Source organism: Arcobacter pernae (genome assembly GCF_049472135.1).
Taxonomy (GTDB): Bacteria; Campylobacterota; Campylobacteria; order Campylobacterales; family Arcobacteraceae; genus Arcobacter_B.
On the sequence record NZ_JBMOVV010000001.1, the window covers coordinates 424,199 to 448,882 of the forward strand.

Annotated in this window: 31 protein-coding genes; 16 read left to right on the plus strand and 15 right to left on the minus strand. The window is 26.2% G+C overall.

Annotated features, from left to right (window positions below; translation table 11 throughout):
* Positions 1-50: 50 nt before the first annotated feature.
* The 12 genes from ACH5BF_RS02095 to ACH5BF_RS02150 form a co-directional block, all read right to left on the minus strand.
* Positions 51-389, minus strand: coding sequence for a hypothetical protein (locus ACH5BF_RS02095; RefSeq protein ID WP_423272355.1), 339 nt, complete (start codon positions 387-389; stop codon positions 51-53).
* Positions 386-583 (minus strand): hypothetical protein, encoded by a 198-nt coding sequence (locus ACH5BF_RS02100; RefSeq protein ID WP_423272356.1) that lies wholly within the window; start codon positions 581-583, stop codon positions 386-388. Before ACH5BF_RS02100 ends, ACH5BF_RS02095 begins: the two co-directional genes overlap by 4 nt.
* Positions 570-1,706 (minus strand): secretin GspD/PilQ domain-containing protein, encoded by a 1,137-nt coding sequence (locus tag ACH5BF_RS02105; protein WP_423272357.1) that lies wholly within the window; start codon positions 1,704-1,706, stop codon positions 570-572. Before ACH5BF_RS02105 ends, ACH5BF_RS02100 begins: the two co-directional genes overlap by 14 nt.
* Positions 1,651-2,781 (minus strand): zonular occludens toxin domain-containing protein, encoded by a 1,131-nt coding sequence (locus ACH5BF_RS02110; RefSeq protein ID WP_423272358.1) that lies wholly within the window; start codon positions 2,779-2,781, stop codon positions 1,651-1,653. Before ACH5BF_RS02110 ends, ACH5BF_RS02105 begins: the two co-directional genes overlap by 56 nt.
* On the minus strand, positions 2,781-3,077 hold the full coding sequence (locus tag ACH5BF_RS02115) for a hypothetical protein (RefSeq protein ID WP_423272360.1): 297 nt from the start codon (positions 3,075-3,077) through the stop codon (positions 2,781-2,783). Before ACH5BF_RS02115 ends, ACH5BF_RS02110 begins: the two co-directional genes overlap by 1 nt.
* Positions 3,077-4,723, minus strand: coding sequence for a hypothetical protein (locus tag ACH5BF_RS02120; protein ID WP_423272361.1), 1,647 nt, complete (start codon positions 4,721-4,723; stop codon positions 3,077-3,079). The genes ACH5BF_RS02115 and ACH5BF_RS02120 overlap by 1 nt, the downstream gene beginning before the upstream one ends.
* Positions 4,724-4,728: 5 nt before the next feature.
* The gene (locus ACH5BF_RS02125) at positions 4,729-4,851 is read right to left on the minus strand and encodes a hypothetical protein (protein WP_423272362.1); all 123 of its coding nucleotides are present in this window, start codon (positions 4,849-4,851) and stop codon (positions 4,729-4,731) included.
* Positions 4,851-5,201: a hypothetical protein gene (locus ACH5BF_RS02130; protein WP_423272363.1), complete on the minus strand. Its 351-nt coding sequence runs from the start codon at positions 5,199-5,201 to the stop codon at positions 4,851-4,853. The genes ACH5BF_RS02125 and ACH5BF_RS02130 overlap by 1 nt, the downstream gene beginning before the upstream one ends.
* A gap of 108 nt (positions 5,202-5,309) precedes the next feature.
* Positions 5,310-5,654, minus strand: a complete 345-nt coding sequence (locus ACH5BF_RS02135; protein ID WP_423272364.1) for a hypothetical protein — start codon at positions 5,652-5,654, stop codon at positions 5,310-5,312.
* A 3-nt stretch (positions 5,655-5,657) separates the two neighbouring features.
* Positions 5,658-5,909 carry a hypothetical protein gene (locus ACH5BF_RS02140; RefSeq protein WP_423272365.1) on the minus strand — a complete coding sequence of 84 codons (252 nt, stop codon included), beginning with the start codon at positions 5,907-5,909 and terminating at the stop codon, positions 5,658-5,660.
* Between the two features lie 98 nt (positions 5,910-6,007).
* Positions 6,008-6,217: a hypothetical protein gene (locus ACH5BF_RS02145; RefSeq protein ID WP_423272366.1), complete on the minus strand. Its 210-nt coding sequence runs from the start codon at positions 6,215-6,217 to the stop codon at positions 6,008-6,010.
* Positions 6,218-6,491: 274 nt separating this feature from the next.
* Positions 6,492-6,899, minus strand: a complete 408-nt coding sequence (locus tag ACH5BF_RS02150; RefSeq protein WP_423272368.1) for a hypothetical protein — start codon at positions 6,897-6,899, stop codon at positions 6,492-6,494.
* Positions 6,900-7,301: 402 nt separating this feature from the next.
* On the opposite strand from ACH5BF_RS02150, the gene ACH5BF_RS02155 reads away from it, so the two are divergent.
* The 5 genes from ACH5BF_RS02155 to ACH5BF_RS02175 all read left to right on the plus strand — a co-directional run bounded on the left by ACH5BF_RS02155 (position 7,302) and on the right by ACH5BF_RS02175 (position 10,510).
* Positions 7,302-7,616, plus strand: coding sequence for a helix-turn-helix domain-containing protein (locus ACH5BF_RS02155; protein WP_423272369.1), 315 nt, complete (start codon positions 7,302-7,304; stop codon positions 7,614-7,616).
* 125 nt (positions 7,617-7,741) lie between these two features.
* The gene (locus ACH5BF_RS02160) at positions 7,742-9,094 is read left to right on the plus strand and encodes a hypothetical protein (RefSeq protein WP_423272370.1); all 1,353 of its coding nucleotides are present in this window, start codon (positions 7,742-7,744) and stop codon (positions 9,092-9,094) included.
* A gap of 119 nt (positions 9,095-9,213) precedes the next feature.
* Positions 9,214-9,507: a hypothetical protein gene (locus ACH5BF_RS02165; protein ID WP_423272371.1), complete on the plus strand. Its 294-nt coding sequence runs from the start codon at positions 9,214-9,216 to the stop codon at positions 9,505-9,507.
* A gap of 17 nt (positions 9,508-9,524) precedes the next feature.
* Positions 9,525-9,893: a hypothetical protein gene (locus ACH5BF_RS02170; protein ID WP_423272372.1), complete on the plus strand. Its 369-nt coding sequence runs from the start codon at positions 9,525-9,527 to the stop codon at positions 9,891-9,893.
* 8 nt (positions 9,894-9,901) lie between these two features.
* Positions 9,902-10,510, plus strand: coding sequence for a hypothetical protein (locus ACH5BF_RS02175; protein ID WP_423272373.1), 609 nt, complete (start codon positions 9,902-9,904; stop codon positions 10,508-10,510).
* A gap of 36 nt (positions 10,511-10,546) precedes the next feature.
* Here the strand turns inward: ACH5BF_RS02175 and ACH5BF_RS02180 are convergent, their stop codons facing one another.
* Entirely contained in the window at positions 10,547-12,553 is a 2,007-nt protein-coding gene (locus ACH5BF_RS02180) for a hypothetical protein (RefSeq protein ID WP_423272374.1), read from the minus strand.
* A complete protein-coding gene (locus ACH5BF_RS02185; RefSeq protein ID WP_423272375.1) occupies positions 12,546-13,724 on the minus strand; it encodes an HNH endonuclease in 1,179 nt (392 codons plus the stop codon). Before ACH5BF_RS02185 ends, ACH5BF_RS02180 begins: the two co-directional genes overlap by 8 nt.
* A gap of 96 nt (positions 13,725-13,820) precedes the next feature.
* On the opposite strand from ACH5BF_RS02185, the gene ACH5BF_RS02190 reads away from it, so the two are divergent.
* From ACH5BF_RS02190 to ACH5BF_RS02220, 7 genes are all read left to right on the plus strand, one after another.
* Positions 13,821-14,132 (plus strand): hypothetical protein, encoded by a 312-nt coding sequence (locus ACH5BF_RS02190; RefSeq protein ID WP_423272376.1) that lies wholly within the window; start codon positions 13,821-13,823, stop codon positions 14,130-14,132.
* A gap of 187 nt (positions 14,133-14,319) precedes the next feature.
* Positions 14,320-16,569, plus strand: coding sequence for an outer membrane protein assembly factor BamA (gene bamA, locus ACH5BF_RS02195; RefSeq protein ID WP_423272377.1), 2,250 nt, complete (start codon positions 14,320-14,322; stop codon positions 16,567-16,569).
* Positions 16,569-17,657 (plus strand): dehypoxanthine futalosine cyclase, encoded by a 1,089-nt coding sequence (locus ACH5BF_RS02200; RefSeq protein ID WP_423272378.1) that lies wholly within the window; start codon positions 16,569-16,571, stop codon positions 17,655-17,657. The genes bamA and ACH5BF_RS02200 overlap by 1 nt, the downstream gene beginning before the upstream one ends.
* 5 nt (positions 17,658-17,662) lie before the next feature.
* A complete protein-coding gene (locus ACH5BF_RS02205; protein WP_423272379.1) occupies positions 17,663-18,952 on the plus strand; it encodes a M16 family metallopeptidase in 1,290 nt (429 codons plus the stop codon).
* Between the two features lie 2 nt (positions 18,953-18,954).
* Positions 18,955-20,226 carry a glutamate--tRNA ligase gene (gltX, locus tag ACH5BF_RS02210; protein WP_423272380.1) on the plus strand — a complete coding sequence of 424 codons (1,272 nt, stop codon included), beginning with the start codon at positions 18,955-18,957 and terminating at the stop codon, positions 20,224-20,226.
* Positions 20,223-20,495: a YggT family protein gene (locus ACH5BF_RS02215; protein WP_423272381.1), complete on the plus strand. Its 273-nt coding sequence runs from the start codon at positions 20,223-20,225 to the stop codon at positions 20,493-20,495. Before gltX ends, ACH5BF_RS02215 begins: the two co-directional genes overlap by 4 nt.
* Before the next feature lie 2 nt (positions 20,496-20,497).
* Positions 20,498-22,156, plus strand: a complete 1,659-nt coding sequence (locus ACH5BF_RS02220; RefSeq protein ID WP_423272382.1) for a lytic transglycosylase domain-containing protein — start codon at positions 20,498-20,500, stop codon at positions 22,154-22,156.
* Here ACH5BF_RS02220 and ACH5BF_RS02225 read toward each other — a convergent pair.
* Positions 22,128-22,592: a hypothetical protein gene (locus ACH5BF_RS02225; protein WP_423272383.1), complete on the minus strand. Its 465-nt coding sequence runs from the start codon at positions 22,590-22,592 to the stop codon at positions 22,128-22,130. The two genes, ACH5BF_RS02220 and ACH5BF_RS02225, sit on opposite strands and share 29 nt — an antisense overlap.
* A 119-nt stretch (positions 22,593-22,711) precedes the next feature.
* On the opposite strand from ACH5BF_RS02225, the gene ACH5BF_RS02230 reads away from it, so the two are divergent.
* Genes ACH5BF_RS02230 through ACH5BF_RS02245 form a run of 4 tightly spaced genes read left to right on the plus strand, consistent with a single transcriptional unit; the run spans position 22,712 to position 24,671 of the window.
* Positions 22,712-23,083, plus strand: coding sequence for a sirohydrochlorin chelatase (locus ACH5BF_RS02230; protein WP_423272384.1), 372 nt, complete (start codon positions 22,712-22,714; stop codon positions 23,081-23,083).
* Between the two features lie 46 nt (positions 23,084-23,129).
* Positions 23,130-23,627 carry a molybdopterin-guanine dinucleotide biosynthesis protein B gene (gene mobB / locus ACH5BF_RS02235; protein WP_423272385.1) on the plus strand — a complete coding sequence of 166 codons (498 nt, stop codon included), beginning with the start codon at positions 23,130-23,132 and terminating at the stop codon, positions 23,625-23,627.
* Positions 23,628-23,629: 2 nt separating this feature from the next.
* On the plus strand, positions 23,630-24,472 hold the full coding sequence (locus ACH5BF_RS02240) for a class 1 fructose-bisphosphatase (RefSeq protein ID WP_423272386.1): 843 nt from the start codon (positions 23,630-23,632) through the stop codon (positions 24,470-24,472).
* Positions 24,465-24,671 carry a hypothetical protein gene (locus ACH5BF_RS02245; protein ID WP_423272388.1) on the plus strand — a complete coding sequence of 69 codons (207 nt, stop codon included), beginning with the start codon at positions 24,465-24,467 and terminating at the stop codon, positions 24,669-24,671. Before ACH5BF_RS02240 ends, ACH5BF_RS02245 begins: the two co-directional genes overlap by 8 nt.
* Positions 24,672-24,684: the final 13 nt, after the last annotated feature.

A 24,684-nucleotide genomic window follows, 5' to 3' on the forward strand; every position in this document is an offset into this window, starting at 1 on the left:
GTTCTTCTCACTAATTAAATCCCTATAAAATAAAGATTTAAAACCTATTTTTATTGATCTTCAAATTTGAAGATATACTCATTAATGTAATTAATTCTAAAATTCAGCTCTTGATTAAATTCTTCTGTAAAAACATAAAAATTATCATTTATTTGTTCACTTATTCTTTGCATATTTAAATATTCGTTTTTTATATCTTGGAAAAACTCTTCATCAGTTCTTGGGTCATCTTGTGCTGCTTTTTCCATTTGTTTAAAAGCCTCTAATGATTGTTTAACACTTGCTATTGATAAAATAACTCCTGCATAAGGAAGTAAAGATATTGGAAAATCAACTGAACTAATCAGGTTATTGGCTAAAGCTATATTGTCTTTAATTTTTTTTATCATGATATATCCTTTGTAAATTTGTTAAACATTTGTTTTAAACCATGAATTATTAAAATCTCAATTACTGAATCTGGAATCAATAAAGGAAATAAATTCCCATCAAGATGATTATGAAAATATGAATGAATTTTAATTGAATCTGTTCTAAAAGATTTTCTATACTTGTTTTTTATTCTTAGTTTAGTTTTTGACATCATTAACTCCTTTTGTTAATTTAACCACTAATGACAAGTGGAACTTTTTGTTTTCTTTGATATATCCATTAAAGGCCTCTCCTATTATTGGTAGTTGAGAAAGTAGCGGATAAGAAAGAACATTTTTGTTTGATTGTGAGTTTAAACCAGAGAGAACAAACATTTCATCTTCTTTTAGTATGAAACTAGTATTTAAATCATTTGTGTATGTAGTTGGAATACCTTTTTTATCAAAATCAATAAAGTTTGAAAATGACAAATTCATATCAAAATAAACAGAGCCATTTTTAAGAAATCTAGGTTTAATTTTTATTGAGATACCTACTTTTTTAAAGTCTGTTGATTCTGTGGTTTTATTTGAATTATCTTTATCCAATTGAGTTATTGTCTTTGTATAAGGTATTTCTTGGAACGAATTAAAATTAAGAGCTTTATTATTAAAGACTTTTAAAGATGGCGAGGACTTTATTTGTACATCAGAGTTTTTATCTACATATCTTAAAAATGATTCATAACTATTTCTACTATATTTTATTGTTGTATCAGCTGCAACAGTAAAAGGGTTAAGTATTTGTAAATATTTTGTATCAAACTTAACTTCTTTCTCATTGTTTTTTGACATATCGTTTTGAAAGATTGAGATATTAAGAACCATATTTTGAAGTACATTATCTATAAGAGTTAGTTTTTTAATATGCTCTTTACATGTTTTATTTGTTTTAAAATAAACTACATTTGTGTCTTTAAAAAGTGTATATTTTAGTGCTTGGAATTTAAAGTAGTTTTCTATATCAGTAAAGCTTGAATTATTTACTTCATAAGTACAAGTTAATGAGAGCTCATTTTTTTCAGTAACTAAGTAGTAGTTTGGTTTTCTAACAAGTATTAAGTTATTAGCTCTTAAAACATCTGATAAAGTGCCTAAGTCTTTTTCTATATTTTCTAATTTTGTATTTATAAAGAAAGAGATCTTTTTATCTTCTAAATCTTTTGGAACTAAAACATTTATATTTAGCAAGTTTGAAAAAAGCTTTATATAGTTCTTTAGTGTTAAAGTATCTGTATCATTATTTGCTAGAATAAGTGTACTTAGTATCATCAGTGACATTAATATCTTTTTCATCATTTACCCCTTTGTATTGAAATAGATTTATAAATGCAGGTTTAGTTGCAACAGTTGTTGAGTAACTACTTTTAGTAATAGGTGTAAAGCTAATTACCTCAAGTATTTTCTTTTTATATAGGACCTCTAAAAGTTTAGAACTCATAGAGAAGTCAGAGTTAAAGCATTTTGTTTTATTACAAACTAGTTTTATTAGAATAAAGCCCTCAAAATCTGTAATATCAAATAGTTTTTCTTCTTTTATAGTTTGTAGTGATGTGTCCTGCAGCGTACTATTATTTTGAGTTGGTACATTTACAGGTGTACTATTTACTTCATTTATATTTGGTGTTTCTTGTTGTGGTGTCATATTTGAAACAAGAAAATAAAAAGCAGTTATTACAAGAGCTAAAAGAGCTGCAGAAGATATTAATATTTTTTTAATAGCGTTATTAGTAAAAACTTTACCACCACTTGTATATGCTTTAAATACAATATCTAGCTTTTTAATTTTTTCTGTTTTATAAAGTTCTTTTGCAGACATTCTTGAAGATGGAAAGTATTTATAAACAAAGTTTCTTGATACTAATTGAAAAGTAGAAGGAACGGCTCTTACAAACTGTTCACAAAAACCTTTATATTTATAGTTAACTAATGAAAGGTTTTGAGTGATAAGAAGTACTTCACAATGAAAGTGTCTATGATAAGTAAAAAAGAATAATAAGGCTTTATCAGCTTTATCTAGGTAGTTATGACACTCATCTATTACAAAGAAAGTATCAGCTATTCCAAAATCTTTTGCATGATTTACAAGTTCTTTTTCAGATACATTATCATCTAAATAGTAAGCATGAAGTAACAGAATCTTTTCATAAAACTTTTCAAATTTAAATGAAGTATCAGTATCTTTTTCAATAGTAAAAGAATCTTTATTATAAGGTATATTAGTTCTTAGGTATTTAATATCTTTATTGATAATGAACTTAGATTTTAGGTAAGTTTTTGTTTTAGAATCTTTACCAAAGTAAGCATATATTCTACATATAGCTTCATAAGACTTCCCTGCTCCCATTACTCCTGTACCAAACACAACCATTAGATAAACCTTTTAGCAATATCAAGGGCTTTTTTAGAGCTATAAGCAGTAATAAGAATAAGTATATAGTTTTGAATACCTTGAATAAATCCAAAATAAACTAAGTAGTTTAAATAAGGAAAAGTAAGTATTAAAGGTTGTACTAAATCAAAGATTTTATCAAGTATTACAAACTCTAAAGTTATTAAAAATGCAACTACAGGAACAGTAATAACAGCTTTTTTAAAGAACTTACCAATAAAAGAAAATAGCTTTTCAAAGATAGATACAAAAAATCCAGTTAGAAAATTCCACATTAGTTATCCTTTGAACTTATTACAAATCTAAAAGCATGTAAGAATCCAAGAACAGAGAAACCAAATATAATTATCTTTGCTAATTTATCCATATGTAATTGTTTAAACATTTCTTCATCTAAAAATACACCTGTAAAGTTTCTACCTGCAAGGGTAAAATTATAAGGAACTCCAAGAGCTGTTGCACCTGATGTATTAATAGAAAAGAAAGTACTAAAAAGGTCTAATAATTGATTTTTAAATATATTAGAGTAGTTTTCAAAATATCCATTTGCAGTATTCTTTAAATCACTTGTTAGTTCAACATCTTCGGAAAAGTTTGTTTCATCATCTAAGATAGTATCTAATTTATCAAGTTCAGATTTCCCACCATCTGCAGGAGGTGTTAATAAGTCTTTAACATCTGTTAATAATGAATTTGATTTATTTTCAGCTTGTAAACTATTTCTTTCAAGTTTTATAAGTTCATCTAGTCTTTTATTAGAACCAATAAGGTTATTATTCATAGCTTTATAGGCTTCATTATTAGACTTTTTTAAATCATCAACTGCAGTTGGAAAAGTACCGTCAGTATCTTCTAGATTATCATTCATTTCACATAAAAGCATTTCTGTTAATGTAAGTTGTGTTTCATCACAGTTACTAGCAGTATTACCTTCAGGTAAAGTATCAACTGGCTCAGGTACTATTTCATCATTAGGAAATGTATGATCTGTTACAGGTTCATCAACTTCACCCGTAGAGCCACCACCTGTTGAAGTACCTGTTCCAGCAGTTGCAGGTGTTCTATCATCATCAGGATTTGTTGGGTCAATACTTCCAGTACTTCCACCTGTACTTGTTCCTGTATCTGGATTAGGATTTGTTGGGTCTGTTGTTGTACCACCTGTACCCGTACTTGTATCAGGGTCTGTTGGACTAGTTGGAGAAGTACCACCACTATCACCTGTACCAGTTTTAAAGTCTTGAGTAATTTCAACAGTACCAATCTCACCGTTATCACAAGAGTAAGACAATGAGTTATAACAACCATTTGTATCAGGTGCAATAGTAGAAGAATTTACACCACTTTTACATATATTACCTAAAATATTAAGTGCGTTTTGTCTTGAGCCACAATATGAGTTATCAGGTTTTTCCTGTTTTGGTGTACAAAAGCTTTCACCATTAATGATAGTTATTTCATAGCCATCACCACAAATAGGTGCACCATCATTATCAAAACCTGTTTCACCAGCACCTAAGTTTGTACAAACACCTATTTTATAATCTTGATTAGAAGAACATGAACAAGTATACCTACCATCTAAACCAAGAACACAAGTTTCATTCGTTTCAGGTTTTATATAACTAGGTCGTTCAGGTTCTACATGTCCATCGTCTATATCATGACAAGTTCTAATTACTAAATAATATGTAACTTTGAAATTCCAACCTAGTGTAGAAGAGTAAGTACATGAAGTAGTTGAATATTTAGAATTTGAAAGATAAGTTTGTCTATTACTATTACAATGTGATTCAGTATTACCGCTCTTATGCATTACTCGTTTTACATAACTATCTACTTTTAACTCTTGACCATCAGGACAAGATGAAAATGCAAAACTATTAATTAATAAAAGTAAAAATATTGATTTTTTAAGCATAAAAACTACCTCATTAACCTAATAGCTGCAAAGATAGGAAGTGCATATAATGTTAGTGTCATTGGAATACTTGCGAAGTAATTAAATGCAGCTTCGTTTGCTATTATTTGTATATCTAGTATTGGCATTATGCTAACCTTATTAGTTGAGAAAAGATTGCAATGCCAAAAAGGCCACCTATTATTGACATAACTAAGTTATAGTCTTGTTCTGTCATTCCTAGTTCTTTAGCTTTTGATTTAATACATAGTTCTTGATTATTTGTGTCATATTTTAAAATATAAATATCTGATGAAATAGGAGTTGTATTTACAGATAATCCAGTTTTTACAGATGTACTAGGATTTGATGAATAAATCACTTCATAATATGCACCATTTGAATATGTAGAATAAGCGACAATACATCTATCATTATTAAGAAGCATATCAGCATTTAGAGAAGCTAAGAAAAAAAGTGTTAATAGTAATAGTTTCATTTTTATGCCCTTTTTAGTAAATCTAATGCTTTTACAAATCCAAATTTTGCTAAGTAGAAAACAACAACAGAAGCGAAATAGATATTTAAATCAGTAAGTAAAATCACTTTAAATCCAGTCTGTATCAAAATCACCAAAGTTATCAGATGATTCAAAATCATTAAATAGATTTTCTGCGTGTTCATCTTGGTCATAACCTAGTAAAGACTCATTTGTCATTTCATAGGCAATATCATTAAGGTTTGTTTCTGCTACATAGTCGATATCATTATTTCTTACAAGTTTTTCTTCAAAAGGTCTTTCATATTTTTCACCTTTAAAAGCAGCCTTGAAAGAGTTAAAATAATCAGTAGAAAAAGAGTTTGTGTACTCTATTTCTTTATGATGTGTTTTAGAAAGGTTATTAAAAATATCATCACTTAGTGATGGTGCTCCCCATACTTTAGTTGCCATAATCTAGCCTTTTAGATTGTTTGTTTTAACTTCAAATAAGATTGAGTTATCTCTTAGAGATACAACAACAGGTATTTCTATATCAGCACCTACTTTTGCAGCAGGTATTAGATTTTGAGAATATACATCAATGATTTCAATATAATCATGGTTATTCATAGTTTCAAATTGGTATATATGGTACATCTTGCTATTTTGAGAAGATGTTCTTGAAAGATGTTGTTTTAGTTTTCCAGTTAGTATTATCTCTGTCATTTTAAATCCTTTATAACTTATATAAATCAAGTTTTTATTAGTTTAGATAAGGTATAAAATAGAGGGGTTAACCTCTATTTTGGAAGATAAGAAGTATCTTATGCACTTCTTAAAAGTTGTAGTGCTTTTTGTACACCTTTGATTACTAAATAACCTGTAGCAATAACTCCAGCAATTGCCATAAACTCTGTCATATCAATAGAAGCATCTACTGGTAATAATGCTGCTTGAGCTTGAGAAGCTGTTAATAAACCTGCTGCAATTAATGCACCTACTTTTGCTTTTCCACCTTTGAATATAGCTTTCATCTTTTTTTCCTTTATGTTTGCCCTAACCTAGAGCCTTAGTTGAATTTGTGAAATACACAGCTAGAAGATATGTACTTCATCAAGGCAACTATCGTTTTATATTGCTTTGCTTTCTAGTAAGCTTTTTGTTTAGTTTAGGTATTTGGTTTCTGCCCTAAACGCACTCTCGTTTGTTTGAACATTTTTAAATTACGGGAGGAGTTTTATAAAGTTCGTATTTATATCTCTACCCGATAATTTAAAAATCGTCCCAATTGTTCTTTACTCCAAGTTTTTATTTATCATTTGGCTTTGAAGTTGGAGCTTTTAACTTTTTTAATTTTTCAAATAACTCATCTGCTTTATCTGTAACTGTTACAGTTGCATATTCTGATTGAGGATATTTTCTAGGAAGTCCACCATTAAAAGGCACGATTATTCCGTTTGCTTTTAAATCTCTAAAAAGTCTATTTAGTTCCCCTGCTTGTACATTTGTGTCACAAGGAATTTTAAACTCTAACAGTTCTTCTCTATCTACTTCCCCTAATTCTTCATCATATTCACTAGTTAAATTAGAAGTTCTAATTTTTAAACTTGCAGGATATGCGTGTCCATTATCCATAGTTCCTGAACCACCTACTTTGATAAGTCCCATCTTTTGTAAAGTATAATTTACTTCAAAACCTTGTTCGATTAGTTGCATGTTAACCCCTTGCTAATATTTTTAATTTAATTACCCCTTTAAACTAACGAACTAGGCGGGGTAAAGTGCCTAGCCGAGTGAGAGAACAATCATGAAAACCCACTATAAAATGTATTGAACAAATACACTCGAAGAGAGTTTAAGTGCTATTTTTTGGCATTAAATGGTTCTGAAGCTGTGGCTAAACTTCACACTAAAACAGAAATTTTGAAATTTATTTGATTTTGTATTTAATCCATAAAGGACTATGGACTTTGTTTATTAGAATAATTTTGATAGAATAATAAGTTAGACTGTATAAAGAATTGCATTTTGTTACCCCATAATTAAAATGTAATTTATAAATGAACAAGATAATTATACAGATTTTCTGAATATAAGTCAATAGGAAATACAGAATTTATGGATAAATTTGAAATAATCGTAAAAAAACTAAAGAAAGCCCTTAATATAGGCACTGATAAAGAACTTGCATCAAAACTTAAGATGTCTGCAACTACATTTAGTGAAAGAAAAAGGACTAATTCAATACCAAATAATGAAATTATTGAATTATGTGTTACAGAAAAACTGGATTTAAATGAAATTTATTCAGAAAAAGTGAATACAACTAATATAGATTATAAATTGGAAATAATCAATAATTTAGAAAAACTAAATGAACAACAAATCAAATACATTTACCACCTAACAGAAGCAGAAAAACTAAAACAATAATCAAATAATAATTGTATATGTTGCATAATCCTGTAAAATATACAATTCAGACTCTTTTTATCTTGTTATTAATTCATTTTATTTTTATTTTATTTTTGTATTATCAAATAAAAAATAGGTTCTAGATGCAAAAAATTAAAGTTGAATTTGAAAAATTAATTAATGAGAGTATTGATAAATCTAATAATTTAACTAAAGAAAATAATACTTTAACATTAGAGAATATTATTTTCGATAAAGATTTTTTTATTCTAAATAAAACTGGTGTAAGTTTAGATTTATATTATGATAATAATAAAATTAATATCAATTGTAATGAACTTATATTAAACAACTGTGAAATAAATAAATTTATAATTAATAATATAGTTAGAAATATTTCAAAGTTGACAATTAAAGATAATTGTAAAATTAACGAATTAGAGTTTATTAATAATCTTGCATTAAATATAGATATTCAAAATTCAAAAATTCAAAAAATAAAATTTGAAGATATAAATAAAAATATTTCCCCATCGATACTTAAAACTCATCAAAATGACTATAACACAAAAATAAATTTTGATAATAATACTATAAAAAATATTGAAATTTTAAATAGTGATTTTTATGGAAGGTTTTATTTCTCAAAATTTAACCATTTAGATAAACAAGAAGATAAAAAAAATGATATAAAAAATATAAAAATTATAAATAGCAATTTTTATAATAATTTTAAATTACACAACTCAACTATTGAAAAGTTTGAAATATATAATACAAATTTTGAAAAAGATGCAGATTTCTATAAAACTAAGTTTTTAGCAGAAGATAAAAAAGAGATTTATTTTAAAAGTTGTATATTCAAAGGACTAGTATTATTTGGTAGTAGTATTTATAATGAAAAGGTCATATTTGAATATGTAACATTTAAAGAGCATGGTCATTTTAAAAATGCTGTTTTTAAAAATGGGATTGACTTAGAACTTGCAATTATTGAAAAAGAGATAAACTTTTATGGAATAGAAATAAAAAAAGAATCAAATGTTTCTCAAGAAACCTATAGAATAATAAAACATCAATTAGAGAAGCTAGGTAATAAAATTCAAGCTAACAAATACTATTCATTAGAATTATTAAAAAGAAAACATAATTTACCCTTTTACTCTCCAAATAAATGGGCTTTACAATTGCATCAATGGAGTTCAAACTTTTATCAATGGTGGTTTTTAGCATTTTTTTGGATATTTTGCACGAGTCTTTTTACTGCTATGTATATACATAACCAATCATTTTATGACATTTTTTATAATGTAATTACATTTAATGAATCATATATTAAAACAGGTTTATCAAAAATCATTAATTATATGTCAATTATAAATATGAATAAAGAGTTTATAGAATCTAACTTTATAGCCTTTGCTTTGAATAAATTGTTTTTAGGATATTTATACTTTCAATTCATTACATCATTTAGAAAAGATGCAAGAAAATAAAAAGGAATCTATATGAATTTAATAAAAAATAAAATATTTATTTCATCGATAAGGTATTTAACTGTTTTTCTTTTGGGTTTTTTAACAGCAACAATATTACTTGGATATAGGTTTTTAGGATGATTAAAAAGTTAATAATGATTGTATTAATAAACTCATTTTTATTTGCAGGAACACATACTGTAAATGTTCATAAAAAAAGAGATATTGTAAATTCATTGTTTGAAGCAAAAGTATTAAATATCACAAAGTTTTCAGATTACTACAGGGTTAGAGTTCATAGTAAAGAGTTTAGAAGAGTTACTTTGAAACTAAGTAAAAGAGAACTTGGATATACAAAAGAAAATGACAAAGTACATATCAAATGCAGAAAAAAGCAATTTGGTGCTTTGGTTAACTGTATAGTTTATTAAAATTTAAAGGATTAAAAATGGAAAAAGAAGAAAAAGTAATAACATCAGTAAAAGCAACAGCTGGGAAAGAGATAAAAACATCAACAAAAGTAGCAGCTGGTGGAGTTGCAGTTACTGCACTAACAGGTGGAGTTACTGCTGCAGCTGTGACAGGTGGTTCTGCTGCAACAATAATGTCTGCTACAGCAGGAACATATATAGCTAGTGGTGCTGCAGTAGCAGGAGCATCTGGAACAGCAGGAGCTGCAGCAATTTCTTCTGGGTTAGCTGCAATAGGAGGAACTGTAGGAGGAGGTATGGCTGCAGGTGCAATAATTACTGCTGCTGCACCTGTTGCTGTAGTTGGAGCTGTAGCTTATGGAGTATTTAAACTTTTTGAAGATTAATATAATTAATGGAAGATAAAAATGATTTAAGCACTCAAAGAAGAAACTTAATGCTGATGAATGTATTAATGTTTCTTCTAGCAATAACTGATAAAGATATTACAGAATTTAAAATATTAAATATTGAATTTAATCTAAATAAGGAACTACAGTTTATTGAAAGTTTCAATGATTTACTTGTTATTATATGGATTTATTTTTTAATTAGATATATATCAAGTGTATTTTATAAAATAATGGAAGAATTAGAATTTAAAAAGGAAAAAGATGAATCTATTAACTTTAAAACATCAAAGTTCTTTGTTAACTTAACAAATAAAATTATTCAAAATTTTACAATACTTGTTTTTAGTAAAGACAACCAAAATGCATTTCCCATAATTTTAACATTAGCCATTTTAGGAAGTTTTTATTTTAATCCTTTCACTTATTATACTATAGTCATTTTATTAACAACAATAACAATATTACAGTACTACAATCTTAAAGTTATAAAAAAAGAATTAAAAGAAAAGCTGGAAAATGAGAAAAGATTTTACAATATTGAAGTAAAGAAACAAAGAAAGATTTATAAATTAAAGAAAGAGAAGTTTCTTGATAAAAGAATTAAAAAATAAACCCATACATATTTAAATGTATGAGTTGTATTATATTTAGTTATTTTTTAAACTATATTCAAAAACTTCTACAATCACTTTTCTATCATTAGCTAAATTACCTGTAGATTGCTCGTTACTTATTCCAAATGTTTCAAATCTAAAATTATCTAAATCCAATTCTTTAGAAAGTAATTCATTAACAAAATGTTTCTTTATATTTTCTGCTCTTGCAATAGATAAAGAATAATTGTCATTAATTTTATTCTTACTTTTTTCAATATTATCTATATCAGAGTAACCTACAATTTTAATGAAATACTTTTTATTATAATTAAAAGACTTTGTTAAAGTAGAGACTTTTTTTATATGTTTGTCATTTTCTATTGAACCAGAAGTAAATAAAAAAATCTCTGATTTATCTTTTTTTAAGGAAATAGATTGTTTATTTATAGTTAAATCTTCATTCACTAGATTATTATAAAAATACATACTTGAAATATCACTATTATTAAATACTTGTAATCTTGTATAGTTATGATCAAAATTTTTTACTAAAAAAACACTTACAGAAGAAGTACTACTTATATATTGAAAGTTATCTTTACTATTGAAAGAGTCGATATTTCTAACCAATTTCAATTTTACTTTATTTAAATTGTGCTCATTAATTAATTTGAGTGCATAAACAATTGGTGATAGACCTATAACAATTAACGTTGATACTGAAACAAGAAAAATATATTTTATATAAGAAAAAGTTTTATTCACTTTTAAAGGCAAAAACTCTACTGAATATAAACCAAAAATAAAATGAGCTAGGAAACAGAAGAAGCTATACGAGTATTTTTTTTCAATTACCATTAAATAATAAAGTAAAAATATGGATAAAATATATAAAATAAAAAACCCTATAGAAAAATAGAAATGTTTGTTTTTTAATAATCTCTTATTTATATTATTCTCATAGTTTATTTCAAAATTTTGCTTATCTTTAACAAAATATATTATTATAGTCATACAAAAGATACCTAAAATAAATACTATAAAAATATCATTTGAAATCCAACTCATTATTAAATCTAAAGGATCAACAAAATTAAATATATCAAATTCAAAATACTTATTGTATAAAATATAATTGTAAAGAAACCCCAGAAATATTGAATATGACAAAATTAAACTTCCTACAATCTTATAATTATCATAAATCATATAAAAAGTTTTTGATTTTTCTTTTTCTATTTCTTTTATATTATTATTTAATATAATTGATCTATCTATATATAAGGTTATATAAGTTTTAATGTCACTTAATATATTAGTTAATTTAATATTTTGTTTCAAATCTTTTAAATAAATTTCTATACAGATATTAGACTTATAACTTTTTTGAATAAAGAGACTCCATATTTGAGACAAATACTTATCACTATAACAATCAAAACTCTTTCTTAATTTAATATCTTCATATATATCTTCTAATTGTTGAAAGTAAAACCCTTTAATATTTTGTAATTGATGCCGAGAAAGTTTCATGCTTTTATTAATATAATAGTTTTTAACACTTAAACTTTTATATTTTTCAGAAAAAGACAATAACTTATTCGCTAGCTTATTACATAATTTTTCATATTTTAAATTTTCTTGATAATTATTAAAGAGATCATAATCATTTAGATTTTTTTCATAATTATTAAAAATCTCATCAAAGTTGTTTTTTAAATTTTTATATTCTTCATTAACATGATAAAAGTCTTTTTCATTTAAACTATAATCATATAATTTGTTTTTCAATTCTTTTTTCTCATGTTCTAAATAGTTTATTAAATCATCACAACAGAATTTATTTTCTTCATTAATCTCAACCAGCTGATCTGTAGTACTATAAATAGATTCAAGTAATTTATTTAATTTATCTCTTAGTTTCTCATTTGTTAAGTTATTTTTTTCCTGATTAAGTATGTCTTTTTTTATTTTAAGTAATTTCTCTAATTTTCTTAAAGATTTATTGTATTCTAAATTTTCTTTTTCTAATTCTTTTAATGTCTTTTTATTAGTCATGCGCGACCTTAACAAAATTAAATTCTTTTCTATGTCTTTCTAGATATTTTTTATGTTCTTCTTTTAAACCTACAATTTTAGAATTTATATCTATTCCTAGTTTTTGTATAACATTTGAGTCAATGAATTTTGATACTAATAATTTGCCTTCATCTGAAAAAGATATGTATCCTTTATCAAAAAGTTTATCTACATCAGGAGAGAATGGAAAGCCATTATATTTATCAAGTTTTTCTTCATCATTTGAAAGCTGCCAAGATACTATATGTGAAGCGATAAGAAGTTCTTTTTTATTTATTTTAGTAATTGGACATGTATTATTCCAAAGTTCTAATACTTCCTCTCTAAATATACCCTGTCCTACCCTTGCTTTTACGATTGCTTTTCTTTGTCTTTCTGTAGGTTTTTTTCTTGATTTATTAGTTCTAATATTTTCTTGAATTTCTATTGACTTTTCTGTTGTATGATTTAAAATAAGTGCTGCAGCACCATTTGGAATAGATATTAAATATTGTTGACTAATAGTTCCTGAATCAGCAACTAATTTTGGAGAACATTTATCATTAAAAATATTTTTTATATCATCTATAAAAAGTGATCTATCAATAGGTGTATCAAGTATAGTTAGGTCCACATCTATTTTATAACCTTCATTTTTCCATTTCTCAAACTTTCTACTTGCTGGCCGTTGAGATGGATAAGCATTTTCTTTAGCTACTGCTATAAAACAAATATTTTTTTTATGTTGACAAAAGATAACATCACCTTTTCTTACTTCTGGAACATGTTTCCAACCTGCATTTACAGTTTTCGTTTGTCCATCTTTTAAATAAGTATATGCAGGAGCCCATAAAAAGCTATTATCAAGTACTTCTTTATAAGATCTTCCAATATTTACCCAATAGAAGTTTACTTCATTTTCCCATTCTAGTAATTCATAAGTATTTGGATTTGTTCTTTTAAAGTATTTTGTTTTTTGAGTATTCTTTCTATTAGTATTTTCAGAACACCTTTCTATATTGTTTCTAACAACTGAATCAATATTTTCTTCTTGTGCACCAAATAAATAAAGTCTATTATCATCAATAACTTTTCGTATATCTTCTATTGAAGAAGGCCTATTTAACAGTCTTAGTGCTTTAATCGCAGCTTTTACAATAGTATCTTCCATATTACCCCTAAAAAATAAAATAATTATATTTAAATACTATTAATATATTATAAAAACATATTTGATTTATATTTCAAAATGTAATATAATTACAATATGAAATATTTAGAGATTTATGAAATAAAAGATTTTCAGAATTATTGTCGAAATAGATGTACTAAGATAGTCAAAGAGTACGATAATGAAAAGCTTTATTATTATAGAGGTTTATACAAAGGTTACTTATATGGTATCAATGTATGCAATCATCTAATAAAGATAAATAAAAAAATTTCTAAAAGAGATTTATACTTTCATTTTAAAGAACAAAATAAAAAACCTTTATATACATATGATTCAAGAAAAGGTTTTACAAGAGGTATGACAAATGCTATTTATGACATGTTAAACTATATAGGTAGTATATAAAAAATTGTGTCATTTTTGTGCCCTACTTTTACAAAAGTTTATATGAAAATAAAAAAAATATAAAGTTAATAGTTAATAGAAAGTGCGATTTTATAGTTTTTTACATTTAAAAAAATGTAAACTTTATAAATTATTCTTAAACAATATTTAGCTATATTATTGCCTTATTAAGAAATTAAGGAAAGTCGTGAAAAATAAAGCAGTACTATTTTCTTTAGCGTGTGCAACAGCACTTAGTGCAAACACGATAAAATCTATTGAATATAAAAATTTGAATAAAATATCGCCTAAAATTGTAAATGAAACTTTAGGCCTAAATGCTGGTGATAAACTTGATAATGAAAAGTTAAATAATGCTATAAAAAAGTTTTATGACTTTGGTTACTTTGATGATATTATAGTTTTAAATAATAATGGAAATATTGAATTAGTTTTTAAAGAGAAACCTTCTATTGCAAAAGTTGAGATTAAAGGTTACAAAACTAGAGAAAACGAAATTGAAACTATTAAAGATTTCATGAAAGTTAAAAAAGGTGTTATGTATACACAACAAAGACTAGAAGATGGTAAGAAAGTAATTCTTGATCTTTTAGAAAGTGAAGGATACATTAACTCTGTTGTTGAGATTGAAACAGAAGAACTTAACGAGAACTCAGTAAAAGTTACTTTTAATGTAAATAAAGGTGATGAAATCATTATTAAAAAAGCTAACTATTATGGAGCTGATAAACTTGATGGTGATGATTTTGAAGATGTAACTGCAAATAATGAAAAAGAGTTCGCTTCATGGTGGTTTGGTCAAAACAGTGGTGAAGTAAAAGTTGATGAACTAAAATATGATGCAAGAAGAATTAATGAACTATATTTTGAAAATGGATATTTAGATGCACAAGTTAAAAAACCTTATTTAAATATTGATTTTGCTTCAAATCAAGCTAATTTAGATTTCTTTATTAGTGAAGGGACTAAATACACAACAAATGATATAAAAATTTATGTTGATTCTACAATTGTTGATCCTAAATATCTTCAAGAAAATTTAGATCTTATTATAGGTAATACATTTAATATTAAAAAATTAAGAGCTGACCAAGACTACATCAAAACTCAGGTAGCTAACCAAGGTTATGCTTTTGCCCAAGTTAAGTTTGATATAAAGAAAAATACAAAAGATTCAACAGTTGATGTTATTTTTAATGTAATTCCAGGGAATAAAGTTTATATTAACGATGTAAAAATTTCTGGGAATTCAAGAACACTTGACAGAGTTGTAAGAAGAAATATACATTTAGCTCCAGGTGACTTATATAATGCTACTGACTTAAAAGACTCAATTTCAAAACTTAGAAGAACAAGAAGTTTTGATGATGTAAAAATTGAAGAAAAAAGAGTATCTGAAGATAAAATTGATTTACTTGTAAAAGTTGTTGAAACTTCAACTGGATCAATTATTGTTGGTGGAGGATATGGTTCTTACGATAAATTAATGATCAATGCATCAGTTAGTGACTCAAGTATTTTTGGTTCAGGAATTGGTGTTGGTGTTGATGCTGATTTATCTGCAACTAGAAGTAAGTTTGCATTTAATGTAAAAAACCCTGCTATTAATGACAGTGATTACAATGGTAATTTTGAAATACATAATAGTGAAGATGAAATTACAAGAGATACTTATGATTTAGATAAAACCTCTTTAGGTTTTTCTTTATCAGTTGGTAAAGAAGTTGTAAGAGATATGTATGTTGGATTAAGATATAGATTAGATACAATAGAAGAAGATTATAAATACGATGATACTTCTAAAGATGGCAATCCCAAATACTATCAAGATGCTGAATATATCACAAGTTCTATTACTCCATATATGAACTTTGATAATACAGATGATTTTTATGTGCCAAGAGAAGGTTATAAAATGGCATCTTCTTTAGAGTTTGCAGGGGTTGGTGGCGATTCTCAATATTTAAAATCAACAACATCATTTAAATATTTCCATTCTATTGAAGATATGACTGAGCTTGATTGGATTTTTAGATTTAAAACTCAAATAAAAGTTTTAGCTGATTTAGGTCAATTAAATCCAGGGGATTCTTTATATATGGGTGGTGTAAGATCACTTAGAGGTTATAAATCATATGCTTTTGGTCCAAGTAATGATGAAGGTATTAAAGAAGTGCCTTATAAAAGGTTATGGACAAACTCTTTAGAGTTAAACTTCCCATTATCTGATAGTGCAAAAATGAGATGGGGATTATTCTATGATTATGGTATGACAGGTGTTGATGACTTCACTGATATACAAAGATCAAGTACAGGTGCCCTACTTGAGTGGATTTCACCAGTTGGACCACTACAGTTAATCTTTGCACAACCACTTGATGATGAAGCAGGAGATGAGACTTCATCATTTGAATTCTCACTAGGAGCAAGTTTTTAATGGTTAAGAAATTTGAGAATAAAATAGATAAAGATATTATTAATAGAAGAATATCAAATGAAGAGGCATTAGATTTAATTCAAAATGCTTCACTTTTAGAATTAGGTGAGTTAGCATCTTTAAAAAAAGATCAATTACATCCAAATAAAGTTACAACTTTTATAGTTGATAGAAATATTAACTACACAAATGTTTGTTGGGTTGATTGTAAATTCTGTGCTTTTTATAGACATGGAAGAGATGAAGACTCGTATGTATTAAAATTTGATGAAATTGATAAAAAAATTGATGAACTACTTGAAATTGGTGGAACACAAATTTTATTCCAAGGTGGAGTTCATCCAAAATTAAAAATTGATTATTATGAAGAGTTAGTTGAGCATATTCATACAAAATATCCTCAAATTACTATTCATGGTTTCTCTGCTATTGAAATCCACTTTATTGCAAGAGTTTCAAAAATATCTAAGCTTGAAGTTTTAAAAAGATTACAAGCTAAAGGTTTAAGCTCAATTCCAGGAGCTGGAGCTGAGATTTTATCTGATAGAGTAAGAGATATAATAGCGCCAAACAAAATGGACTCAGAAGAGTGGCTAGAAATTCATAGACTTGCTCACTCAATTGGTATGAAAACAACTGCTACAATGATGTTTGGAACTGTTGAAACAGATGAAGAGATTATAGAACACTGGGAAATGCTTAGAAAACTGCAAGATGAAACAGGTGGATTTAGAGCCTTTATTATGTGGTCTTTCCAAGGTCAAAATACACAATTAGCAAAAGAACAACCTAATATAAAACCTCAATCATCAAATAGATACTTAAGATTACTTGCTGTTTCAAGATTGTATTTAGACAACTTTAAAAACATGCAAAGCTCTTGGGTAACACAAGGTTCTTATATAGGTCAAATGGCTTTAAAATTTGGAGCAAATGACTTAGGTTCTACAATGATGGAAGAAAATGTAGTAAAAGCAGCAGGAGCTGCAAATAGAATGAATCAAGAAGAAATGATTAGATTGATTAAAGATGTTGGTGAAAAACCTGCAAAAAGAAATACTGCATACGAGATACTAGAAAGGTATTAAGTCTAATGAAATTTTCAAAACTTTTATTAGCAACAATGATTATACAAGGGAGTTTAATGAGTGCTGTAATAAAGCATATAAAAGTAGATGATATTAAAATACCTGTGATTTTTGAAGAACAAAAAAGTTTGCCAACACTAAACTTACAACTTGTTTTTCAAGATTCAGGATATATTCAAGATAAAGAAAAAAGTGGATTAGTTAGTCTTTCTTCTAAACTTTTAAATGAAGGAACAAAACAATTAGGTTCAACAAAGTTTGCTCAAAAACTTGAAGAAAATGCTATTTCATTAAATGCTTCTAATGGATTTGAAACATTTGTAATTGAGCTTTCAAATATTAAAGATGTTAGTGATAAATCAATAGATTTATTAACTCAACTTTTAAGTTCACCAAATTTCGATGATAATGTTTTAGATAAGTTAAAAACTATACAAATTGGAGCATTAAAAAGAAAAGAGAATGATTTTGATTATACAGCTAGAAATCTTTTAAAAGCTACACTTTTTAAAAATACTTCATTACAAAACCCTAGTTCAGGTAGTATTGAATCAATTTCTAAAATTCAGCTAAAAGATATTAAAGAGTTTTTAGATGAAACTTTAGTTTTAAATAAGCTAATTATAGTTGCTGGTGGAGATTTTGATTATGAAGAGTTTAAAAAGTTAATAAAACCTGTATTAAAGACTCTTAAAAAAGGTGAAAAACCATCTCTTGAGAAAGTAAGTTTTAAATCAAAAATTCAAGAAGAAACTATAATAAAAGATACACAACAAGCTTATATTTATTTTGGTAGTTCTTATGATGTTGAAACAAAAGATAAAGATTCATATATGGCAAAAGTTGCTTCATTTATTTTAGGTGGTTCAGGTTTTGGTTCAAGGTTAATGGAAGAAATAAGAGTAAAAAGAGGATTAGCTTATAGTGCTTATGGTTACATTTCAGTTAATAAATCACACTCATATTTCACAGGATATTTACAAACTAAGAATGAGACTGCAAATGAGGCAAAAGAACTTGTATCATCAATAGTAAAAGATTTTGTAAAAAAAGGTGTAACAGCCCAAGAGTTAGAAGCAGCTAAAAACTTTTTAACAGGAAGTGAACCTTTAAGAAGTGAAACATTAGCACAAAGATTAAATAGAGCTTTTACTCTTTATTATAGAGGTTTACCTCAAGATTACTCTAAAAAAGAGTTAGAAAAGATTCAAAATCTTAAACTTGAAGATTTAAACGATTATATAAAATCTCATAATGAGATTAATAAATTAACATTTGCAATAGTAAGGAAATAGATTTGTTCAGATTTGCACCAAGTCCAACAAGAAGTATGAATTTAAGTGACTTAAGAGTTGCTATTTTTAATTATATAGTATCAAAACAAAAAAATGAAGATTTAGTTGTAAGAATTGAAGATATTGATAAAGATAAAGTTATTGAAGGGAAAGATAAAGAGATTTTAGAAATTTTAAATCTATTCTCTATAGATTACTCAAGAGCAGCTCATCAAAGTGATTCTTTAAAATATCATCAAAAAATGGCAATGCAATTAATGGCACAAAAAAAAGCATTTGCTTGTTTTTGTGGTGATGTAAAACTTGACGAACTAAAAGAAGAAGCTCAAAAAGAAGGAAAACCATTTAAGTATGATGGTTTTTGTCAAACTTTGTCTGATGAAACAGTTTTAAATACAAATGCACCATTTACTGTAAGAGTAGTTGAGCCTTCAGCAAGTATAAGGTTTACTGATTTATTACAAGGGGATTTTAAATTTAAACCATTAGAAATGGACTCTTTTGTAATTTTAAATCATGATAAAACTCCTACTTATGATTATGCTTGTGCAGTAGACGATATGATAATGGATATTTCTACAGTTATTAGAAATGATGAGTATTTAAGTTCTACAGCAAATCAAATACATATTAGAAAATGTTTATCTTATGATAAAAAAATAGATTATATTCATATCCCAACAATAGAAAAAGCAGATGAAATATCAATCAAAACTTTAATTGAAGATGGGTTTTTACCAAGTGCTATCGCAAACTATTTAGTTTTATTAGGAAATAAAACACCAAAAGAGATTTTTACTTTAGAAGAGGCTATTGAGTGGTTCGATATCACAAAGATTTCAAAAGAAACAATTTCATTTGATTTAGATAAACTAAAGCAAATAAATAAAAAACACTTAGAAATTTTAGATGATATGAGATTATCAAAAATTTTAGGGTATGCTGACGTTGATTTAGGAAAACTTGGTAAAATTTTCTTAGAAGATTGTTCTACTATAAAAGAATTAAAATCAAATGTAGATAATCTTTTTGCTCAAAAAGTAACTTATGAAGGTTATGAAAAAGAGTTCGTTGAAATAAAACTTTGTATTCAAGATGCACCTTTCTTTGAAAAACTAGATGATTTAATAGTTTATGTCTCTAAAAAGACTGAATTTAAAGGCAAATCTTTAGAAAAGCCATTGAGTTTTATTTTAACTGCTCAAGATGATTATTCTAAATTAAAGAGTATTTATCCTTTAATTAAAAATTACATAGGAGAGATTGCAAAATGATAGATGCACTTGTAACATCAATTTTTACTGTTGTTTTAGGGATTATATTTTTATATAAATGGGTTATTATTATTTCTGCAATTTTAACTTGGGTTAAGCCAGATCCATATAATCCAATAGTTCAAATGTTATATAGATTAACAGAACCAGCATATGCTTTTGTTAGAAGATATATTCCTACTGTATTTGGTGGAATGGACTTAGCTCCAATCATTTTAATTTTTGCTTTAATATTTATTGAAACATTCTTAAAAAGTCTAGCCTTTTAATCATGAAAAGGCTAGCAACTTCACTAATTTGTTTTTTTACTTTAACTTCATCTACTCTTATTGCTAATGAAACACCTTTTTTAAAAAAAGATTTTAAGCCTACTCTTTCTTGGTTAGAAGAAAAACCAGAATCTTATGCAAGAGATTTTTTTATTATTCAATATTTAAATCAAGATAATATTACTGTTGATGATGCAAAGAAAGCTTATGATTTAGCAAAAAGAAAATCAAGTAGAGTAAATAAGGCATATAAAAAATATACTCAAGATATTCCTATTGAGGATTTAAAATGTTATAGAGCTACATCAAAAGAACTTTTTTTAGAAGATGACAGATGTCTAGCTTTAGGACTTACTTTAAAAGAAGCTACAAAATTACCTACTTCATATGTTAAAGAAGCAATAAAAAGAGTATCTTCATACCCTACTTTAATGAATGATTTAGAAATTATTGCTGCTAATCAACCTTTTTTAGCAATTTTAAAAACCTATCCCCATAGATTTTATAGAATCTTTTTTGATGTGGGTGAACAGTATAGATTAAAAGAATTAAATCATCCAATGCCTAAAGATTTTGTTGATAAATTGTCTTTAGAAAAAGATTTTAATAAATTTGTTAGATATACAGTGCCTAATCCTAAATATAATTTTATTCAAAGGTCTTTATTTCAAGTAGAAGATAATAAAAATTTATCTCATCAAACAACTTTTTTTCTTGCAATGAATGCATTAAGTCATCATAAAGAAGAAGTGGCTTTGAAATATTTAGAAATAGCTTCTAAAAAAGCTTATTATAAAATGGATAAGGACAAAGTTCTTTTTTGGAAATATCAAGTAAATAAAGATAAAGCTGTATTAGAAGAGTTAAGCAATAGTTGGGATATTAATATTTACTCTTTATTTGCAAAGGAACTTTTAAAAAAAGATATTGATAATATTTTTTATGATATAAAAGTATCTAATAAAAAGAGTACTTATGATATACATAATCAATTTGAATGGATAAAAGTTTTAGATGATATTAAAAAAGGTTTAGACGAAGAAAAACTTTTAAAATATAAAAATAAAATATTTACAAGTGATGATACTAAGCCTCATTTAGCATTTTTACTTGAAAAATTTAACAATTATAAAATTGAACATTTTTTAACACCATATAGAAAAGAAGTTCAAAAGTATAGTTTAGATAATCAAATATTGATTTATGCCTTAGGAAAGCAAGAAAGTAGATTTATCCCCTCTTCAATTTCATTTGCTACTGCTCAAGGTATGATGCAAATCATGCCATTTTTATCAGAAAGTTTAGCAAAAAAACTAAATATGCCATATAATATTTATGAACAGTTTATTCCTGCAATTAATATAAAATTTGCAAATAAACATTTAGAGAGTTTAAAAAAGCAATTTAATAATAATCCTTTATTTATAGCGTATGCTTACAATGGTGGTGCTGGATACACAAGAACTCAGTTTGAAAGAGGATTATTTAAAAAGATAAATAAAAAGTATGAACCTTTTTTAAGTATGGAATTGATTTCTTATAATGAAACAAGAAAATATGGTAAAAAAGTTTTAGCTAATTATTATATATATAATAATTATTTAGATAAGAAAAATAAGAAGAGTTTATCTTCTATTTTTCAAACTTTAAAGATGCCTTAGCATTTTTATTTTGTAATTCAATAGTTAAGTTTGTTTCTTTTTTTAAAGTTTCAAATTTAACTAAATAGTGTTTTCCCCAAGATCTATTTTTAAGTATATTATTATATTTACTATCTTCTTTTATTTCTTCAAAACTAATTGGATTAATATTTTCATTTAATACTATTTTATAATCATAATCACTAAAATCTTGTATTTTTTGATTTATAAAATATGTAGAAATAATAAAAGTTTCTTTGTCTAACTCTTTTATATTATTTAAATATGTAGCCCAAAATAAAACTTTTTGTTCATTGTTTTCTATAATATCTGCTTTTTTTGTATGTTGAACAGCTCTTGCTTTTTGTTTATCTGCGTCAAAATATTTTAATGCATTTGTTGATGTACAGCCAATAAATATTGTTGAAAGAGTTGCTATTAGTATAGTTTTATACATGTTTTCTCCAAGTTTATATGAAAACTAATTTTACTTTAAATATCTAAAATAGAAATTAACTTACAGATTTTATATATAAAACTTCAATAAAATATTGTATTATTCCAAAAAGGATTAAAATGGATACATTATTAGTAATAGCCCACGGAAGTAGAGTTAAAGACTCAAATGAAGAGATTATTAAATTTTGTGAGAGTATTAAAAGTTTAATTGACGATGATTTTGAAGTTAAATATGCTTTTTTAGAATTAGCTGAACCTAATATTTATGATTCACTTGAAAGCTGCCTTAAAAATAATTTAGACTCTAAAATCAAAATTTTACCATATTTTCTAGCAAGAGGTAAACATGTAAAAGTTGATATTCCTATGGAAATAGAAAAAATAAAAGAAGTTTATAATAATGCAAATATAGAAATTTTACCTCACTTAGGTAAGATTGATGGTTTAGCACAATTAATTATTAATAACTATTGCTTAAATAAAAAATAAACCAATCTAAATATACTTTAACTACAATTTGGATAAAATCCCCACTATGAATAATAAACGATTAGTAGTGGCTTTATCTGGCCCATCAAATAGTGGAAAAACTACTGTTATTGTTAAACTATCTAATCTGCTGCAAGAAAAAGGTTTTAAAGTTTGTATCATTAAACATGATCCAAAAGATAAAGCAGTTTTTGATGTAGTTGGAAAAGACTCATATAAATTCAGTCAAACAGGTGCTAGTGTAGCTGTAGTGAGTTCTACAAGAACAACACTATTTAAAAAGCAGACTTCATCGATTGATGATTTAATTTCAATGTTTGATGAATTTGATTATTTACTTGTAGAAGGTTTAAAAACTTTAGATTTACCAAGAATTTCTATTTTTAGAGATAAATTGGAAGAGTCTTATTTCCCTTTTACTGATGCAATAGCTTGTGATGAAACTATTGATAAAAAAGAAATCCCTACTAATATTTATAAACTAGATTTAAACAATCCAGAAGAGATAATCTCTTGGATTGATAAAAACGCAAAAAGAGTGTAATAATGCAAGATATAATTAAAGCAATTGAAGAAGCAAGTATAAAAATCAAAGATCTTATTGAAACAGGTGATACTGGAAAAAGTGAACAAGAAAACTCAACAGGTGATACTCAGTTAAAACTTGATATTGCAAGTGATGAGATTATTGAAGATATTTTTAAAGGTGTACCATCTATAAAAGCTATAGTTTCAGAAGAACAAGAAGAAATAGTAAATTTAAATGATAATGGTGAATATTTAATAGCATATGATCCATTAGATGGTTCTTCTTTAGTTGATGTTAATTTATCAGTTGGATCGATTTATGGTATTTACAAAAATGAGTTTAATGCACAAAATATTGTAGCATCGATATATGTAGTTTTTGGTCCAAGAGTAGAAATGGTTGTAGCAACTGATGATGTTAAAATGTATAGACTTTTAAAAGGCAAATTTGAGTTTATTCAGAACATTGTTTTAAATGAAAAAGGTAAGTTAAATGCTCCTGGTTCAACTCAAAATTGTTGGGCACCTTTCCATAAACAAATGATTGATGATATATTCCAAGATGGATATAGATTAAGATATTCAGGTGGTATGGTTCCTGATTTACATCAAATCTTATTAAAAGGTGGAGGACTTTTCTCATATCCAGGTACTACTGATAGACCAAAAGGTAAACTTAGACAATTATTTGAAGTATTCCCATTTGCTTATGTTTATGAAAAAGCTAATGGTGGTGCAGTTGATGGATTTAAAAGAGCATTAGAAGTTGAAACAACTCATATTCATGATACAACTCCTTGTTTCTTTGGTTCAAAAACAGAAATAAATAGAGTATTAGAAGTATATAAAAACAATGGATAATCAAGAAGAGATAGTTATTGATGAGTGGCAAATAAAGCTTGATCAAAAACTACAAGAGCTTAAGACTTGTCAAGAATCTAAAAGCTTAAAAACTTGTACTCCTTGTGAGCAATTTTTTGATTGTGAACTTAGAAAAAAATATGTAATTGCTGTTTATGAGTCTATGAATAAAGGCTCTGGCGGTGGATTTGAATTTTAAAAATTATTATAAA